Below are 18,304 nucleotides of genomic sequence, written 5' to 3'. Positions count from 1 at the left end.
GATGACGGTTATGTAAACTAAAAGAAGTTTTTTTACAATATAAGTTGAAGGTGATTTTTTTGAAAATCTTAATTAAAGGAATACATGATGAGCGTTTAGAACGTCCCTTGCAGTTAATTGCAAATTTGTTTTTTGAAGACACAACGATATATTTAACACATGGAAGTGAAGTAGACGCTACAGTTTTCTTCACTGTAAAGCATCATATATATGTCAAAGCTGAATTGGTTACAGCGGATGGCTTGAAATACAGCGATGTCTTTGAAAAAGAATTAGATAAAACAGATATAGAGAAAGAACAATTTAGACAAGTAAAGAATGCTATATTGCATGCATATCTTTCAGTGCTACAAGAATGGACAGGGTTAAAGCAGAAGTGGGGGATTCTCACAGGAATTCGACCGACTAAACTTTTGCATAGACATGTTCAGCAAAACACGCCAATGGAACAAGCGCATGCTGAGTTAAAAAAGAATTACATGATCTCGGATGAAAAAATACAATTGATGCAGCGAATCGTCGATCGTCAATTAGCGGTGATCCCAGATCTCTATGAATTACAAAATGAAGTCAGTATTTATATCGGAATTCCGTTTTGTCCAACAAAATGTGCCTATTGCACATTCCCAGCTTATGCGATTAATGGCAGACAAGGATCTGTAGACTCATTTTTAGGTGGATTGCATTATGAAATGAGAGAGATTGGAGCATTTTTAAAGAAAAAAGGCATAAGCATTACTACTGTATATTATGGTGGAGGAACTCCAACTAGTATTACTGCTGAAGAGATGGATATGTTGTATCAAGAAATGGTTGAATCATTTCCTGATGTCGAACATATTCGTGAAATAACAGTCGAAGCTGGAAGACCTGACACTATTACGGTAGAGAAACTTGAAGTGCTGAATAAATGGAACATCGATCGAATCAGCATTAACCCTCAATCCTATATACAAGAAACGCTAAAAGCGATTGGACGACATCATACCGTTGATGAAACAATCGAGAAATATGAACTTGCTCGAAAAATGAATATGAACAATATTAATATGGATTTGATTATTGGCTTGCCAGGAGAAGGGACTAAAGAGTTCGCTTACACATTAGGAGAAACTGAAAAGCTGATGCCTGAATCTGTTACTGTTCACACACTATCGTTTAAACGAGCTTCAGAAATGACGAAAAATAAAAGTCGTTATAAAGTAGCGGACAGAGCCGAAATCGAGAAAATGATGAATATGGCGGAAGAATGGACAAAAGCAAATGAATATGAGCCCTACTATCTATATCGTCAGAAAAACATACTCGGAAACTTAGAAAATGTTGGCTATGCAAAAGTGGGACAAGAAAGCTTATACAATATAATCATCATGGAAGAAGTACAAACCATCATCGGTATTGGCTGTGGTGCTGCAAGTAAATTCATCGACTCGCAAACAGGGAAGATTCAACATTTTGCTAACCCTAAAGATCCTAAATCTTATAATGATAACTTCAAACATTACACAGAAGAAAAAATAAAAATTCTTGATCAACTGTTTAAAAATGAAAAATCAACAGTCTGATGGTCTTTCTTGATAGAAAATATTCCCCTGAAAAAATATGTAGACAGGGGCTGAAATCTACTTTGTCTGCATTTTCAAAGTCTGAATGTATTTCAGGCTTTTTTTGTCCTTAAAAATTGATCAGGGAAGAGACTGATTTTTCAAATAAATAAAGGGAATTTAGAAAATAGGGAGAATATTACTATTCAAAAGCTTTAAAATCAGGTAGCTTCATCCTGCAAATGAAAGCGTTTACTAAAGGAGGAATGTACAAATGATGCAAACACCTTTGACAATGACGCAGATGATTAAAAGAGCAGAGAAGTTTTTTCCGAAGAAAGAAGTTATTTCAAGAACAGCTGCTGGGATTCAGAGATTTACGTATAAGGAAATCAGTGAAAGAACAAGGAAGTTAGCTGAATCCTTACAAAGGCTTGGTGTAGAAATAGGTGATAAAGTAGGAACTTTAGCTTGGAATCACCATCGACATTTAGAGGCATACTTTGCGATTCCTTGTAGTGGTGCTGTGTTACACACGATTAATATCCGATTGTCACCACAGCATATTATTTTTATTATCAATCATGCCGAAGACAAAGTTTTACTCATTGATCCTGATATTGTCCCATTAATCGAAAAAGTGCAGGATCAGCTATTGACTGTAAAAGCGTATATCATTATGGGTGATGGAAAGGATTTACCAGAAACATCCCTTACCAATGTGTATAGTTATGAACAATTAATTGCAGATGCATCTGGGGAATATGAGTACCCTGATAACATAGATGAAAATGCACCTGCGGGAATGTGTTACACATCCGCGACAACTGGAAATCCAAAAGGGGTGGTATATACTCATCGCGGCATTGTTCTTCATAGTATGGCACTTGGAATGGTCGACGGTGCCGGGGTTTCAGAAAGAGATGTTGCCCTTCCAGTCGTTCCAATGTTTCATGTAAATGCTTGGGGCCTGCCTTTTGCAGGTGTATGGTTCGGTACAAAGCTCGTCCTACCAGGACCTTATTTCAATCCGAAATTAATTGCTGAACTTATTGAAGAAGAAAAAGTAACGATCACTGCAGGCGTTCCAACAATTTGGATGGGATTATTGCAAGAGTTGGAAACGAACACATATAATATCACCTCATTAAGAAGTATTTTATGTGGTGGATCTGCTGCACCTAAAAGCATGATTCGAGCATTTGAGCAGAAGCATGGTGTTCCATTTATGCATGCTTATGGAATGACGGAGACAAGTCCATTAGTCGTCATCTCGAATTTGAAAAGTTATCAAGAAGAATGGGAGTATGAAGATCGATTAAATGTAAAGGCAAAACAAGGAATCCTCGTGCCTGGCCTTGAAATGAAAGTGGTCGGCAAAGACGGGGAGGTGGCATGGAATGGCAAAGAAATGGGTGAGTTTGCAGTTCGTGGACCTTGGATTGCTTCAGAGTATTATAAGGATGAGAGATCGGATGAAGCTTTTAAAGATGGATGGTTATACACAGGCGACGTTGTGACAGTTGATGAAGACGGTTATATGAAGATTGTCGACCGCACAAAGGATTTAATTAAGAGCGGTGGGGAGTGGATTTCTTCCGTCGATTTAGAAAACGCACTAATGGCTCATGAAGGTGTATTTGAGGCTGCTGTCATTGCAGTTCCTCATGAACAATGGCAAGAGCGTCCAGTAGCATGTGTCGTTCTGAAGGACGCTTATAAGGGGAAGGTATCAAAAGAAGAATTAACAACTTTCCTTCAGCCTCAATTTGCAAAATGGTGGTTGCCAGATGAAGTCATTTTCATGGATGAAATTCCAAAAACATCAGTTGGGAAGTTTTTAAAACGTGCATTACGAGACCAAATAGAAATAAAATTAACTTAAGATTAATAACAAAGGTGGTCCAAGTGGACTGCCTTTCTTTTTTATATGTAAACATAATGCGATTCTATTTTATATAACTATACGTGATCAAAAAATATTTTGCTCGAAAAAAATAAATTATCAAAATTTTTAATAAAAAAGGTTTTTAAGTATAATGTATCCTTTATAATAAGAAGAGAATCAAGAAGGAGGAGATGGAATTGACAATAGAGTTTGTTACTGAAAAAGTGAATGTGGACATAAAGGGCCGAATTGCAACAATCGAGCTGAATCGACCTGAAACATTAAATGCACTTGATGTAGATGTATTGAGAGGACTGCAAGCAGCTGTAAAAGACTTGAGCAATCGTGATGAGATTGATGTCGTCATTTTAACAGGTAAGGGTAGAGCCTTTTCATCAGGTGGTGATATTAAAAACATGCTTTTAAATGCAAATGAAAGCGATTTCCCTGTTGTAATGGATTGTATAAATGATTTAATTGTGACACTCTATAGCATGCCAAAGTTAACGATTAGTGCGATTTCTGGTGCTGCTGCAGGTCTAGGCTTCAGTCTGGCATTGGCTACAGATTTCCTGATTGCAGACAAGTCTAGTAAACTTGCAATGAACTTTATCGGCATTGGCTTGATTCCAGATGGGGGTGGGCATTTCTTCCTTGAGAGCAAATTAGGAGCAGATCGAGCTAAGCATCTTATTTGGGAAGGAAAGCCAATGTTAGCTGAGGAGGCATTAAGCTTAGGGCTGATTCATGAGGTATGTGATGGGAATTTACAAGAGATTGTGGAGAGAAAAGTACAGATTTTGTTACATAGTCCAGTTCAAGCGATGATCAAAACAAAGAAAATTTTAACGGACAAAAATCGACCTAAACTATTGAAAGTGCTAGAGCTTGAGAAAATTGGCCAATCACAAATGAGAAAAACAGAAGATCATAATGAAGGCATTCAAGCATTTATAGAAAAAAGAAAACCAATCTTTGTTGGGAAATAATAAAAGAAGCAGCGATCAAATAGATTGCTGCTTTTAGAATGTTAATATATGATTCGCACTAAGCTGGTGTTTATCTACTTCCTTCTACACTTTATTTATGAAAGAGAACGAGCTTCCCAGTAGGTGATGTGCAGCGATGTGTTTTTTCACTGTATCCTTTTTCTTGTAACATTTTTTCACCAATTGTTTTTGCTTCGTTGTCATCACGTGCTTGAAAGCCTTCGTCTAGTATCTTTTCTCCATTTTTTTCGAAAGCGGTTAATTTATATAGCTTCATGTCTTGACCTCTCCCTTTTAAAAATATTCTGATTGTTACTATTATTCTTGCATAATTTATAGCAATCTGCAAAGAATATTTCAATGGGAAAGTGGAACTTTTTACATAGGTATACGTATTACACAAATGAGGTGATAATTATGGCATTAAAGATTGATAGAGTCACAAAAAAATTCGGTGATTTTACAGCAGTTGACAACTTATCCTTATCAATACCAGAGCAAGAAATGTTTGGGTTTTTAGGGGCAAATGGTGCAGGAAAAACGACAACTTTTCGAATGATCCTTGGATTGCTTACGCCAACGGAAGGAACAGTCACATGGAATGATCGTTCTATTGACTATGCAACAAGTCATTTGATCGGGTATTTACCAGAAGAGAGAGGCTTATATCCTAAGCTAAAGGTAATAGATCAAATCACTTATCTAGCTAGACTTAGAGGAATGGATAAAAACTCTGTCCATAAAGAGCTAGAATATTGGTTAGAAAAATTTAAAGTACCTGAATACAAAAACAAAAAGGTTGAAGAACTATCAAAGGGAAATCAACAGAAAATTCAGTTTATAACAGCAGTTATTCATAAGCCTCAATTACTTATTTTAGACGAGCCATTTAGTGGGCTTGATCCTGTAAATGTAGAGATGTTGAAAGAAGCTGTTGTTGATTTAAAGAAAAATGGAACGACAATTGTATTCTCCTCCCATCGAATGGAGCATGTTGAAGAGCTTTGTGAACATTTATGTATTATGCAAAAAGGAAGTCCGATTGTTCATGGTTCATTAAAGGAAATAAAACGTTCCTATGGAAGAAAGAACTTAATTCTTCATGGTGATTTTGACATGAGCTTCTTAAAGTCACACCCGCTCGTTAACCGTGTAAGAATAACTGCAGAGGGTGCGAACATGCAAATTGGCAAGGAAGAGGATGCCGAAGTGATTTTAAAGGAAAGTGTCGGCAGGGGATTTATACGTAGATTCATGTTAGAGGAGCCTACCCTAAACGATATATTTATTGAAAAGGCAGGTGCTTCGTATGAATAAGTTTTCAATTATTTTTTGGCATACATACTGGAGTAAATTAAAAACAAAGTCTTTTATTATCACAACGCTCATAACAGCTTTACTCGTTGTTGGTCTATCGAACTTATCAAATATCATAAACTACTTTAGTAGTGATACTGAGCAGAGAATCATTGTAATGGATGAAACAGGAGAAATTTTCTCGCAACTTCAGCAAAATATGCTAGCAATTGATGAAACGTTAACGATTGATTTGTTTGAAGGAACGGAACAAGAAGCTGAAGAGGTAGTCATTTCTGGAGAAGCGGATGCGTTCCTTTTGTTAGCTTATAATGAGCAACAACTGCCCGAAGCGGTGTTTAAAGAATTGAGCATTGCTGGGACATCTCTCTACAGTGAAGTTCATGGCGTATTGCAACAACTCAAAACACAATTTGCCGCACAGTTAATCAATGTATCCCAAGAGGATTTGGCGATTCTTTATGAGCCAGTATCCTTTGATCGTATCGCACTTGAAGAGAATGCGAAATCAGAAGAAGAATTAAACCAAGCTCGTGGTCTAGTCTATGTTTTATTGTTTGTTATTTACTTTGCGGTGATACTGTATGCAAATATGATTGCGATGGAAGTCGCAACAGAAAAATCATCGAGAGTAATGGAAATCTTAATATCAAGTGTTTCGCCAATTAAGCAAATGTTTGCGAAAATACTAGGAATAGCTTTATTAAGCTTAACGCAAATGACCGTTATACTTGCGGTAGGGTATGTTTCTATTAAGCAAAACTTAGACTCTATGCAAGGTGGATTCTTTGACGTATTTGGATTTGCTGATGTACCTGTAGCAACCATTGTATATGCGCTAGTATTTTTCATTTTAGGATATTTCCTCTATGCAACTTTGGCTGCCTTTTTAGGGTCACTAGTTAGTAAAATTGAAGACGTACAACAAATGGTTATGCCAATGACTATGCTTGTAGTAGCTGGATTTTTAATTGCAATGCTAGGACTCGGGCAGCCTGATGCATCGTTTGTAACGATTACGTCTTATATCCCATTCTTTACTCCAATGTTGATGTTTATGAGGGTAGGTATGCTATCATTGCCAATTTGGGAGCCTGTTTTAGGAATTGCTATCTTATTAATTTCAATCATCATCCTTGCAATCTTCGGTGCAAGAGTATATAAAGGTGGAGTGTTAATGTATGGAAAAAGCACCTCCTTTAAAGATATCGTAAAAGCGATTAAATTAGCGAAAGATAAGTAATAAAAAAGAAAATCCAAACATTTGTTTGGATTTTCTTTTCATTTCAATGGAAATTACGATAAAATAAAAAAAAAGTTGTAATGAGGGAGATTAGATGAAATCGATTCGATTTATGCACGCTGCTGATCTACATCTAGGCAGTGTGATAAATGGACTTAGAGAAATGCCTAAACAGGTTAAACAAATACTAGAAGAGGAACAATATACATCGTTCCGAAACCTTATACAAGTAGCAATCAATCAGAATGTGGACTTTCTTGTTATAGCTGGAGATGTATATGATCAGGATGAACGAAATATTCGTGCTCAACTTTGCTTTCAACAAGAAATGAAGCGTCTAAACGCAAAGGGAATACAGGCATTTATCGTACATGGAAACCATGATCATTTAGATGGTAGATGGGCACATGTGCCTCTTCCAGAAAATGTACATGTTTTTAAGCATCAGGTTGAAGCCATTCAATGGGTTGGAAAAGATGGTACATCCGTTTCACTATATGGATTTAGTTATCCTAAACGGCATGTTTATGACAGAATGATAGGTCAGTATCAGAAAGTTGAGGGAAGTGATTTTCATATTGGGATTTTACATGGGCAGCTTGAAGGAAATGAGGAGCATGCTTCTTACGCCCCTTTTACCATTACGGAATTAAAGCAAAAAGGCTTCGATTATTGGGCGTTAGGACATATTCATAAACGCCAAGAAATTTCAACTGACCCCCCAATCCTATATAGTGGAAATATTCAAGGAAGAAATCATAAAGAGCACGGAGAAAAAGGCTGTTATATTGTAACGATTTCAGATGCAACATCGTCGTATCAATTTTACAGCACTTCACGGCTCATATGGATCAATGAAGAAGTGAAGTGGGAAGGAGTAACAACCATTTATGAATTGATAGAGAGGTGTAGAAAGTGGAAGGATCAGATTCGTCAGGAAGGACGATCATTTTTTGTTCGTCTACATATTGAAGGGTTAGAGCTAGTCGAAGCTGAATGGGAGCAATATAATCAATCATCACTACTTGAGTTACTGCAAGAAGATGAACATGATGATGTCGTTTGGATTTACGAAGTGCAACTTAAAAGGAAGCAAACTTGGGATAAGAAGAAAGTTGTAGCATCATCGGAGTTTATGGATGCGCTTCTTTCCGTTTCAATTGATGATCCTTTATTTAAGGAGGCTCTTGCCCCTATATATGAACAAAGCTTAGCAAGGAAATATGTAGAAGAGCTATCAGATGAAGAATTTAAGCTGTTGAAAGAAGAAGCTGAAGAGTTATTGATTCACCTGCTATTAGAGGGGGATTAAAAAGAGATGAAAACAATGCAAATTAAGAAGTTACATATATATGGATTTGGTAAGCTACAAAATGTCTATATCGATGAAGTTGGTCCGATTCAGGTTTTTTTTGGAGAAAATGAAGCTGGAAAGTCGACAATTATGGCTTTTATCCATGCGATATTATTTGGTTTTCCTACAAAGCAATCCACTTTCCTCCGGTATGAGCCGAAGGCAGGGACGAAATACGGGGGAAAAGTAGTAGTCAAAGATAGTAGACATGGATTAGTTGAAATTGAAAGAATAAAAGGGAAAGCAGTCGGAGATGTGACGATAAGGTATGAAGATGGCAGGCTTGGATCTGAAGATGACTTAGCTGAATTGCTACAGAATATTGACCGACGGATTTTTGAATCAATCTTTTCTTTTAATTTATCTGGTATACAAAAGATACACGAAGTCAAGGGAAGTGATTTGAATAAGCTATTGTTTTCAGCTGGGTTATTAGGAACTCAAAAGCTTGTTACTGCTGATAAATGGTTGGATAAGGAGCTTTATGCTCGCTTTAAGCCAAGTGGAAGAAAGCCGATCATTAATCAAAAAATGAGCGAGCTTAAATCACTTCATGAAGAGGTCGCAAAAGCGAAAAAGCATGAAGAAGCATATTGGCCACTTATAGAAGAAAAAAATGAGTTAGAAATGAAGCAAAAGGAATATCAAAGTGAAATCTCCAAGCTACAAATAGATTTACATAAATTGAATGAATGGGAGCAAGTAAAGCCGATTTATGAAGAGTACCTCATCGCGTCACTAAATGTAGCTAATAAAAGTGACAACAATTTTCCAGTAGATGGTATTCAGCAATTAGACAAACTTGAGGAAAGAGTTAAGCCAATTGAAGCAAGGCATGAAGTATTGGTTAAGAAGCAGAGTGAACTATTGAAAGAAATAAACGAGTTACAAATTCATTCTGAATTACTTCAAGAACAAGAGGTTATTATGCAAGCAATCGGGCAGTTCCCTTTAGTCGAGAAATTACAATTGGAAGAGGCAGAGCTTGCGGCAAAATTAGAATCATTAGAAGCTAAAATTAAGCTAAAGAAAAATGAACTAGCATACGTTCAGTCAGATGAAGAAATCTTCTCTTTACATACAAGTGTTTTTATAAAGGAGTCTGTCGTACAGACGGATAGACGTTATAAATATTTGCAGCAACAACAGTTGGATTTGGAGAAGGCTTTTCAAGATTCTAAACATGAACTAGAAGAATTTGAACAAATAGAAAAACAGATCGCAGAGCAGTTGTTACCAACTGAAGAAAGAAAAAAAGCTGAATCCATTGTTTCTGTTCATAATTCAATGAATCACTTTAATCAGACTAGCATTCATGAACGAAAAGGTTTATTGCTAAAGCAGCGTCAAGCAGAAGAGAAAAGTCAAAGGGCGGTACTGACGATGCAAATTCTTCTTGCGATGTTACTTCTCGGAGGACTGCTTTATGTTAGCATGTTATTCGACCAATGGTTGATTACGATCGTAGGTGGATTTATCGTTACTGGTTTTATGCTATTACGACTTTTCCGTCAAAGAAAGAATGATTCTGATTGGCTGTCTAAGGAGCTTCTTCAATTAAAGAAGCAAGAAGAGGCGTACAATGAAAGTACTCTACAAATGAAAGGAATGAATGCAACAGACATTCAGTATAAACTTCGTGAGGATGAACGATTAAGAGCAGAATTGCAGTTGATTCAGCAACAGCTACAAGACAAGCAGCTACAATATGAAAAGCAAATACAAGCAATTGAAGAATGGGAATATTTATATAAAGAAACCGAGGAGAAATTGCGTAAGATTGGCATTGAATTAGGACTGACAGAAGAGATTTATTTAACCAATTTGCATGAAGCGTTTGAAATGATCCAAAAATTGAAAGAAGAAATTCAAGAAAAAATGGAACTATGTGAAGATCTAGAGAAGAAAAGACATGCAAAAGATCAAATTCTTGCTACTATTTCTAATTTCATTCAACAATACATTCCTGGGCCCTTAAAGGATGTCGAGACAATGATAAAGCATTTGCGTGAGAAATTGAAAATGGAAGGCGAAAAAGACTTATTAAAGGAAGAAAAAAGGCGACGTCTTGACGAGCTTGAAGAAGAGCGACAGGATTTAGAAAACGAGAAAGCCTACTATACAAACAAAATGAATCATTTATTTGCGTTGGCAAAAGTGGGCGATGCTAGTGAGTTTCGTCTTGTTGGACAAGAACATGAGGATTGGAAGCATTGGGAAGAAAAATGGAAGAATGCAAAATTAAAGCTTGGATTATTTTCGATTACGGAAGAAGAGAGCAGGCTTTATATGCAAAATGAAATAATGCCAGATGACCTGAAAAATAAACTGGAGCAAAGAAAGGAGAAACTATTCCATATCCAGAGAAGAATCGGTCAAATTGAAGCTGAAATCCAATCAATTGAAGAAGGAGGAAGCTTTACATCGTTGCTACAAACATACAAGACAAAAACAGCTGACTTCAACAAGGAAGCAAAAGAATGGGGCAAGTTTGCTATTGCAAAAAAGCTATTAAATATAACAATTGATTCTTTTAAGAGAGAACGATTGCCGGCTATATTAAGAAAAGCAGAGCTGTTTTTAAACGAATTTACAAATGGACAATATATCCGTTTGCTTTTGGCGAGTGATGAGTCGAGCTTTTTAATTGAAAGGAGAGACGGAATTGTTTTTGAAACAAAGGAAGTTAGTCAAGCGACGATGGAGCAGGTTTATGTTGCCCTAAGACTTGCTTTAGCAGATACCGTCTATGCAAACTACCCATTCCCGTTAATTATTGATGATAGCTTTGTAAATTTTGATAGTAAACGAGTAGAAAAAGTCATTGGTGTCTTGAGGAACAAAACAAATCGTCAAATTCTTTTCTTTACTTGTCATCAGCACATGCTGCAACAATTCGATAAAGAGGAGACAAAAAGTTTAAATGATTATGCTACACAGCAAGTAGTATTTGAGATTTAGAAGGCTTGCATTGGTTGCAAAATATGTCTGTGGTATACTAATTCCATAGAAGAGAGTAGGTGTATGAATAATGACAAAGGGGATTATCCATCATGAGATTGGCGATCAAATTGAGTTGTATTTACTTATTAAAAGCTCAACAAAAGGGATTGCCAGCAATGGAAAACCATTCTTGACATTGATTTTTCAAGATAAAAGTGGAGAAATTGAAGCAAAGCTTTGGGATGTTTCGGATGGTGATGAGAAAAATTATAGCCCAGAAACGATTGTTAAGGTAGCTGGTGATCTATTAAATTATCGTGGAAGAACTCAGCTAAGAATTCGCCAAATACGATTAACGGGTCCTCAGGATTCTGTTCGTGTGTCAGACTTCTTGGAAACAGCTCCGGTATCAACAGAAGAAATGATGAGTAAAATCACTCAATATATATTTGAAATGAAAAACCCGAATATCCAAAGATTAACGCGCCATTTATTGAAGAAACATCAAGAGGAATTTCTTCAATATCCCGCGGCTACCAAGAATCATCACGAATTTGTCTCAGGGTTAGCCTATCATGTCGTTTCTATGCTTGATTTAGCAAAAGCGATTTCCAGCTTGTACCCGAGTCTTGATAAAGATTTGTTGTATGCAGGCGTTATTTTACATGACCTGGGAAAGGTGACTGAACTATCAGGTCCTATTTCTACTACATATACAGTTGAAGGAAATCTTCTTGGGCATATTACGTTAATGATTAATGAAATTGGTCTAGCGGCAGAAGAGCTATCTATTCAAGCGGAAGAAGTTACGATTCTTCAGCATTTAGTTCTCTCTCATCACGGAAAAGCAGAATGGGGAAGTCCGAAACCACCAATGATTAAAGAAGCTGAAATTCTTCATTACATTGACAATTTGGATGCAAAAATGAATATGCTTGATCGGGCATTAGATCGAGTCAAGCCTGGAGAATACACTGAACGTGTATTCGCATTAGATAATCGCCAATTTTACAAGCCGACTTTTCATGAATAATTCTAACTTTGGCTGATCAAATCTTTATACATTTAACAGGTAGTCAAGTTCACTTGGCTCCTTCGAATAAAATGAAAGCACATCTTCTCTAAGTGTCATATTTTCTATTGAGCCGCATACCCTTTAGTAAAAGGTGGACAAACCGATTGCTAGGAGGGAATACTTTTGCCAATTTGGATCTATTTTATTGCAGCTGGAATTCTATTTTGCGCGATTATGGTTATTAAAACTGGACGAGCAGAAAGGGCAGAGGAGCAAGCTTTAATCGAACAAGAGGGTGAAGTGTATATGGAAAGATTAGAGAAGAAAAAAGAAGAGAAAAAGCACTCTTTAGGTGTATAAGAAGAAGCGGTCGCTAATGAAGCGGCCGCTTTTCTCTTGGATAATCAATTATTGTTCAGTTGTAGAATCCATTTGTTCACGTAAGTTTTTATCTTTAATCGTCACACCATTTTCATCAAGTTCACGTTCCATAGCTTGTTGAATCGCGTCATTAGACAGTTTAGAGCGTTTCACCTCGTACTCCATTTGCTCTCGAATATCTTCTAGCGGCTCTTTCTCTTCTTTTTCAATTACTTGAATGATATGGAAACCATGCGTAGATTGAACAGGCTCACTGATTTCATTAACATCTAATTCATAAGCTGCTGTTTCAAATTCCTCAACCATCATTCCTGGACCAAACCATCCTAGGTTTCCACCATCTTCAGCTGAACCAGGATCTGATGAATATTCTTTTGCTAGCTCAGCAAAATCACTTCCTGCATCAAGCTTTTCTTTCACTTCATTTGCAGTTGCTTCATCTTCAACAAGGATGTGACGAGCATTGATTTGAGGCTTGTAATTTTCATAGTACTCTTGTACTTCTTCATCTGTCACTTCAACATCGCGAAGTGCAGCTTTTTCTTGCATTAAGCCAGTTTTCATTGTGTTTTTAAATTCTTCTTCATTTGCATAGCCATATTGCATTAATGCCATCTCGAACTGTGCACCAAGTTGTTCTTTAATTGCATTTAACTCTTCGTCTAACTCTTCTTCTGTAACATCATAGTTAGCAGAAAGAACTTTTTCGTATACAAGCTCTTGAAGCACAGCTGCTCCATAGCGCTCTTTTAATGCTTCATATAATTCGTCCTTTGTAATATTACCTTGTTCTGTTTCAGCGACAATCTCAGAGCTGTCATTGCTGCATGCACTCAAAGCTATAACGCCAGCTAGAGAAATTGGCAGGATCCATTTCTTCATGTTGAATATCCACTCCTAAAGTAAATTCAAAATTCATCTCCATAACTATATCACAAATGGCATTTATAACAAAAACAATAACCTTTAAAATTGAAAATTTATACATCATTGTGTTTCATTGGATAACAGATTGGGTTCTTTCGTAGTAATTCACTCCAAATAAAAAAAGATGGGTTATCGCCTATCCCGCTTTTGAGTTTTCTACATATGATACAAAGAAGCTTGAGGAAAGTTTCATATGGCCGGTAGAAAAAACAAGGTCTTCCGGTATAGAAGCCTATTCGAACGATAAAGTGGTTGAATAGTATATGGTAGCAACCTAACAAGGGAGGTGTTATCATGGGCGGTGGATACGGCGGAGGATTCGCATTAATCGTTGTATTGTTCATTTTATTAGTCATCGTTGGTGCTTCTTGGCTCTAATACTTTAATTCGACATAGAGTATAAAAACTCTATTGTGACAATGTGAAGGGAGGATATAAATATGTCTGGTGGACATAGTGGCGGTTTTGGTAATGGGTTTGCATTAGTAGTGGTGTTGTTCATCCTATTAATTATCATAGGAGCTTCTTGGTTATAATCAAACGATAGAAAATCTATATAGAGACGAGATAAAACCTTAGAAAAGATAAAAGCAGCGATTATTCGCTGCTTTACTTACTTTACGAAATTAATGATATTTCTACAAAGGAAGAAACCAATAAAATCGTGATGAGTATGTTAATTGTACGGTATACTTTTGATTGTCGTTCCTCTGGAATTTCCTTTTGGATACAAAGGGAATAAGTCATTTTATTAATATAAAATAGAATAAAGACAGCTAGTAGGATGAAAAAAATGGAGATCATCAATGATTCCCTCCCTGATTGTAAGATATTTTAAAGATAGCAGAAGTGTGATCAAAAAGATAGTAATATGAATGTTTCATAGCTTCATATTAAACGGAAGCACTTTACTTCCTATGTAACTGTACGACGAATTGAAAAAAAAATCAATAGGTACAATGGAAAGAACGGATGTAACTAAAGTTATACATAAAAATAGAAAGCGAAAAGATGTTGAGTTCCGCTTTCTATCTATGAATTCATCCAATCTTTCATTAGTTCATTATTTGTGCTTTTTCTTTCTTTAATAATGTTCTTTCACCTTCAACAAATTCATTTTCAATGTTTTCAAATGATCTCTCGAAAATTTCCATGAAGTCATCTCCATAAATATTCCGGAGAATCGCCATCACTTCGATGAACTCTGGGAATTTTCCATAAAGTTCACGCAGTGGCATTGCACCAGAAAAAACAGAGTTATGATCCGGGCTATATGTTTCCATGAGCTTTAGAAGAATGTCTTCACCAGCTTGAGTGATTTGAATATACGTATTTCGCTTGTCGCTTTCTTTTTTTGAAAATTGAAGCAATCCACGTTCTTCGAGTTTTTTTGAAAAGTTAAAGGCTGTAGAAACATGCATGACGCCAAATTTTGAAACATCAGAAATGGATGCACCATTTAAATGATAAGCAATCCACAGTATATGATGCTCATTTATATTTAGGTCATAAGGTTTAATCCATTGCTGCCAATCTTTTTCGATTGCCTTCCATAGTGCTTTGCTAAGTTGGGCTACTCTTTGACTAAAGAGCATCGCCTCTTTTAACGTATAACTCTTTTCTGACATTTTCCTATTTCACCTACTTTTATATTCTCTACTATCATTATGCCAATAAAACAAAAATTATTAAAGATATAAATTTCCGAAATTTTTAGAAATTATTTTCCGAGGATATAGATTGATATCTTATTTCTTGTTTTTATGTTGGCATGAAACAACAGATCATTATAAACAAAAGATGGATAAACTTTTATAATATATTACTTTTTCGTTCAAAAAATAAAAAATCCTTCTTTTTCAATGAGAAATATCACAAAAAAAGAAGGATTTTTTTAAATTTTCACTTTTACATGAATAATAATAACGATTCGTGCACGATCATTTGAAATACTTGGAATTAATTAAACCGATTTGCTTGAATTTGCTTCAGGTTTAGCTAATGAGTTCTCTAGGTTTTTGATTGCAGCTTCAATTTCGTTTAATTCTTCTCGTATTTTTAATTGGTGTGGGCGCACCTCTTTTTGCCATTCTGTTATTGACGTTTTGATTTCTGAAGAGAGAGTAGTAAGGGCATGCTTTCCTTCCTCTGTAGCAGATGCTGCAGCTTGTTTAATCTCAACTATTTGCTTCTTTAATAAGTTAAGTTGTGATACAAGATTGTCCTTTTGCTTATTCATATATTTTCTTGTATCTTTCCCAGATGCAGGAGCAACGAATAATGTGGAAACACCAGCTGCAAGGCCGCCAATAATAAATCCTAAAAACAATGTTTTTACATTCATCCTTCATTCACCTCAATTAAGTTCATAGTTTTATCTTACTACATATTCCCTCATTTCTCTTTAATAATGTGTGTTTCTTTATGTTTTTCCTAAAGTAACTATAGTAAACATAAAAAAGCAATAGACCTTCCTTTCCGCGCGCCACCAACATATCCATATTCATTAGCCTCAAATTTACAGACGAAGCAAGAAAGAGATCCTATGTGCTCTGTCTAGAACAATGAATCGAATGCTACTTGAGATAGACATGGCATTAAATCGAAGAGATCGAATAACATAAATAGAGTTAGATGGGATTCTTCCATCTAACTCTTGAAGGTATCGTTTATTAGTATTCAGTCTGTTGAGAAACATCTGAATATGTCATTAGCTACATTCTTTATTTCATGAACATGTTAAATTCGGGTTTCAATTAAGCTGTACTTAGTTCTGAGAAGCGTACTTTAGACATTCTTAATTAGTGTTAATTGTTTGTTCGGTTAGTTTTGTACGTTTTCCAATTGAGTATGCAATTGGATAGAGTAGCAGCATAATGATTGTGTTAATCACGGCAGTAGGTATAACTGCTGCACCGAACAATGCCAGGAAGGGTCCTGGTAAACCGACAATCATGTAAGCAGAAAATAGGAAAATTGATCCTGATATTACGGTACCAATTGCCGTAATTACGCAATATTTGATATGGGTGCTTGCAAATGCTTTCGTTATCTGCAACATACCAAAAAATAGATAAGCTGACAAAAACTTATCAATGATATTAGGAATTTGTCCGCCTGGAAATCCTGTTGTTAATGCGGATATAATTCCTGTTGTGATCCCAACGAGTAGGACACTTTTATGATCTGGGAAAAGGATAATGGCTAAAAACATCATCGTTAACATCAGATCTGGTTTTACAGAAAAAAAGATTGGTGGTACAACAGTATGAAGTACCGCCCCCATACCAATTAATATGGCGAGGGTTACTAAATGCTTGCTATTCATTTCTCATCTCTCCTCAGGCTCATTCTCGTCTCAAACTTTTGTTTCCCCTGTTGTGCACTCGTTGCCAACAGCGAGAAACTTGAACCCATTATAGCATAGATCATGCTTGGGTAAATGAAAATTCTTTACATTTTCTTATTTTTGAACTCGTTCATAAATTGGACTAGCTCTTCTATATGAGAAAGTGGAACTGCATTATAAATGGACGCACGACAGCCGCCAACAGAGCGATGTCCATAAAGACCAATGAATCCATATTCCTTTGCTTCTTGCAGGAAGTTACTTTCAAGCTCTTGCGATTGTAAGTTAAACGTTACATTCATTCTTGAACGGCTCATTTTTTCTGCATGACCAATATAGAAGCCATTGCTTGTATCTATTGCATCGTACAAAATATTTGCTTTGTCTTTGTTTCGCTTTTCAATCGTTACAAGCCCACCTTGTTCACTGACCCATTCTAATACTAACGATAATAAATAGACTGCTAGAGTAGGAGGAGTATTATACATTGAATCATTGTCTGCGTACGTTCGATAGTTGAGCATTGTTGGTAAATGGTCCTTTGCAGACAATAATTCCTTTTTCACGATGACAACTGTGACACCGGAAGGACCAAGATTTTTTTGAGCTCCAGCATAAATGAGTCCAAAATCCTTTATTGGAAGTGGTTTGCTCAAGATGTCACTGGACATATCTGCAATAAGTGGAACAGTTAGTTGAGTAGGGTACTCATACCATTCTGTACCGTAAATGGTGTTATTGCTCGTTATATGAACATATGCGGCATCACTTGTTGGTATTAATCGATCAGTCGGAATGAATTTATAGTTTTCTTCCTTCGACGAAGCAATTACCGTAGTTTGTCCGAGTTTTTGAGCTTCCTTTAATGCTTTTTCAGCCCAAGATCCTGTTAAAACATAGTTGGCTGTTTTATCCTCTGAAAGGAAATTCATTGGTATCATAGAAAATTGTAAACTAGCTCCACCTTGTAAAAATAACACTTCATAATCTTCCGGAATGTTTAAATGTTCCTTTAATAAGCGAATCGCATTGTAGTGAATTTGCTCATACTCCTTACTTCGATGGCTAAGCTCCATGACTCCCATACCAGTTCTGGAAATGTTAAGCCATTCTCCATGTGCTTTCTCTAGTACTTCCTTTGGTAGGGAAGCAGGCCCTGCGTTAAAGTTTAAAGCTCGTTTCATCGTTCAACGCCCTCCATAATCAAGTTGGTGTTATTCTGTAATACGGTACTGAATGAAAGATATATCTTATCGTATCAAAAAAAGAAGGAAAGTACATCGATTATTTTCGAAGATTTTGAATACAATTTTGCTGAAAAAACTTTAGTCGGAGACAATCTAAGCCAAACTGT

At 36.2% G+C, this 18,304-nt stretch carries 18 protein-coding genes; 11 read left to right on the top strand and 7 right to left on the bottom strand.

From position 1 onward, the window contains the following. Positions 1-50 precede the first annotated feature (50 nt). From AC6F34_RS12760 to AC6F34_RS12750, 3 genes are all read left to right on the top strand, one after another. Entirely contained in the window at positions 51-1,565 is a 1,515-nt protein-coding gene (locus tag AC6F34_RS12760) for a coproporphyrinogen III oxidase (protein ID WP_500772698.1), read from the top strand. Between the two features lie 253 nt (positions 1,566-1,818). Further along, entirely contained in the window at positions 1,819-3,429 is a 1,611-nt protein-coding gene (locus tag AC6F34_RS12755) for a long-chain fatty acid--CoA ligase (protein WP_500772696.1), read from the top strand. Positions 3,430-3,629: 200 nt separating this feature from the next. Then, complete coding sequence (locus tag AC6F34_RS12750; protein WP_500772694.1) at positions 3,630-4,421, top strand: enoyl-CoA hydratase; 792 nt, start codon at positions 3,630-3,632, stop codon at positions 4,419-4,421. Positions 4,422-4,512: 91 nt separating this feature from the next. Here the strand turns inward: AC6F34_RS12750 and AC6F34_RS12745 are convergent, their stop codons facing one another. Further along, positions 4,513-4,698 carry a YhzD family protein gene (locus tag AC6F34_RS12745; RefSeq protein ID WP_500772692.1) on the bottom strand — a complete coding sequence of 62 codons (186 nt, stop codon included), beginning with the start codon at positions 4,696-4,698 and terminating at the stop codon, positions 4,513-4,515. 140 nt (positions 4,699-4,838) lie between these two features. Here AC6F34_RS12745 and AC6F34_RS12740 point away from each other — a divergent pair, with 140 nt between their 5' ends. From AC6F34_RS12740 to AC6F34_RS12715, 6 genes are all read left to right on the top strand, one after another. Continuing rightward, positions 4,839-5,738 (top strand): ABC transporter ATP-binding protein, encoded by a 900-nt coding sequence (locus AC6F34_RS12740; protein ID WP_500772689.1) that lies wholly within the window; start codon positions 4,839-4,841, stop codon positions 5,736-5,738. Next, entirely contained in the window at positions 5,731-6,981 is a 1,251-nt protein-coding gene (locus tag AC6F34_RS12735) for an ABC transporter permease (RefSeq protein ID WP_500772687.1), read from the top strand. Before AC6F34_RS12740 ends, AC6F34_RS12735 begins: the two co-directional genes overlap by 8 nt. A 94-nt stretch (positions 6,982-7,075) precedes the next feature. Then, the gene (locus tag AC6F34_RS12730) at positions 7,076-8,293 is read left to right on the top strand and encodes a metallophosphoesterase family protein (protein ID WP_500772685.1); all 1,218 of its coding nucleotides are present in this window, start codon (positions 7,076-7,078) and stop codon (positions 8,291-8,293) included. 6 nt (positions 8,294-8,299) lie between these two features. Next, positions 8,300-11,296: an ATP-binding protein gene (locus AC6F34_RS12725; protein WP_500772683.1), complete on the top strand. Its 2,997-nt coding sequence runs from the start codon at positions 8,300-8,302 to the stop codon at positions 11,294-11,296. Positions 11,297-11,366: 70 nt separating this feature from the next. After that, positions 11,367-12,311 (top strand): 3'-5' exoribonuclease YhaM, encoded by a 945-nt coding sequence (gene yhaM / locus AC6F34_RS12720; RefSeq protein ID WP_500772681.1) that lies wholly within the window; start codon positions 11,367-11,369, stop codon positions 12,309-12,311. 165 nt (positions 12,312-12,476) lie between these two features. Beyond that, positions 12,477-12,653: a sporulation YhaL family protein gene (locus tag AC6F34_RS12715; protein WP_500772679.1), complete on the top strand. Its 177-nt coding sequence runs from the start codon at positions 12,477-12,479 to the stop codon at positions 12,651-12,653. A 48-nt stretch (positions 12,654-12,701) separates the two neighbouring features. Here the strand turns inward: AC6F34_RS12715 and AC6F34_RS12710 are convergent, their stop codons facing one another. Beyond that, complete coding sequence (locus AC6F34_RS12710) at positions 12,702-13,556, bottom strand: peptidylprolyl isomerase (protein WP_500772677.1); 855 nt, start codon at positions 13,554-13,556, stop codon at positions 12,702-12,704. A gap of 339 nt (positions 13,557-13,895) precedes the next feature. On the opposite strand from AC6F34_RS12710, the gene AC6F34_RS12705 reads away from it, so the two are divergent. Both AC6F34_RS12705 and AC6F34_RS12700 read left to right on the top strand, forming a co-directional pair. Beyond that, positions 13,896-13,979: a YjcZ family sporulation protein gene (locus tag AC6F34_RS12705; protein WP_500772901.1), complete on the top strand. Its 84-nt coding sequence runs from the start codon at positions 13,896-13,898 to the stop codon at positions 13,977-13,979. Positions 13,980-14,041: 62 nt separating this feature from the next. Beyond that, entirely contained in the window at positions 14,042-14,137 is a 96-nt protein-coding gene (locus AC6F34_RS12700) for a YjcZ family sporulation protein (protein ID WP_500772675.1), read from the top strand. Between the two features lie 82 nt (positions 14,138-14,219). Here AC6F34_RS12700 and AC6F34_RS12695 read toward each other — a convergent pair whose 3' ends face one another. The 5 genes from AC6F34_RS12695 to serC all read right to left on the bottom strand — a co-directional run bounded on the left by AC6F34_RS12695 (position 14,220) and on the right by serC (position 18,134). Next, a complete protein-coding gene (locus AC6F34_RS12695) occupies positions 14,220-14,405 on the bottom strand; it encodes a hypothetical protein (protein WP_500772673.1) in 186 nt (61 codons plus the stop codon). A 251-nt stretch (positions 14,406-14,656) separates the two neighbouring features. Next, positions 14,657-15,229: an HTH-type transcriptional regulator Hpr gene (locus tag AC6F34_RS12690; RefSeq protein WP_500772671.1), complete on the bottom strand. Its 573-nt coding sequence runs from the start codon at positions 15,227-15,229 to the stop codon at positions 14,657-14,659. A gap of 335 nt (positions 15,230-15,564) precedes the next feature. Continuing rightward, positions 15,565-15,945, bottom strand: a complete 381-nt coding sequence (locus AC6F34_RS12685; protein ID WP_500772670.1) for a YtxH domain-containing protein — start codon at positions 15,943-15,945, stop codon at positions 15,565-15,567. Positions 15,946-16,398: 453 nt separating this feature from the next. Further along, positions 16,399-16,929: a tryptophan transporter gene (locus AC6F34_RS12680; protein WP_500772668.1), complete on the bottom strand. Its 531-nt coding sequence runs from the start codon at positions 16,927-16,929 to the stop codon at positions 16,399-16,401. Between the two features lie 125 nt (positions 16,930-17,054). Continuing rightward, entirely contained in the window at positions 17,055-18,134 is a 1,080-nt protein-coding gene (serC, locus tag AC6F34_RS12675) for a 3-phosphoserine/phosphohydroxythreonine transaminase (RefSeq protein WP_500772666.1), read from the bottom strand. Positions 18,135-18,304: the final 170 nt, after the last annotated feature.

This window comes from Niallia sp. CD-39 (assembly GCF_059874745.1).
The sequence above is the reverse complement of the archived record's forward strand: the minus strand, read 5'-3'. Positions and strand labels throughout refer to the sequence as shown.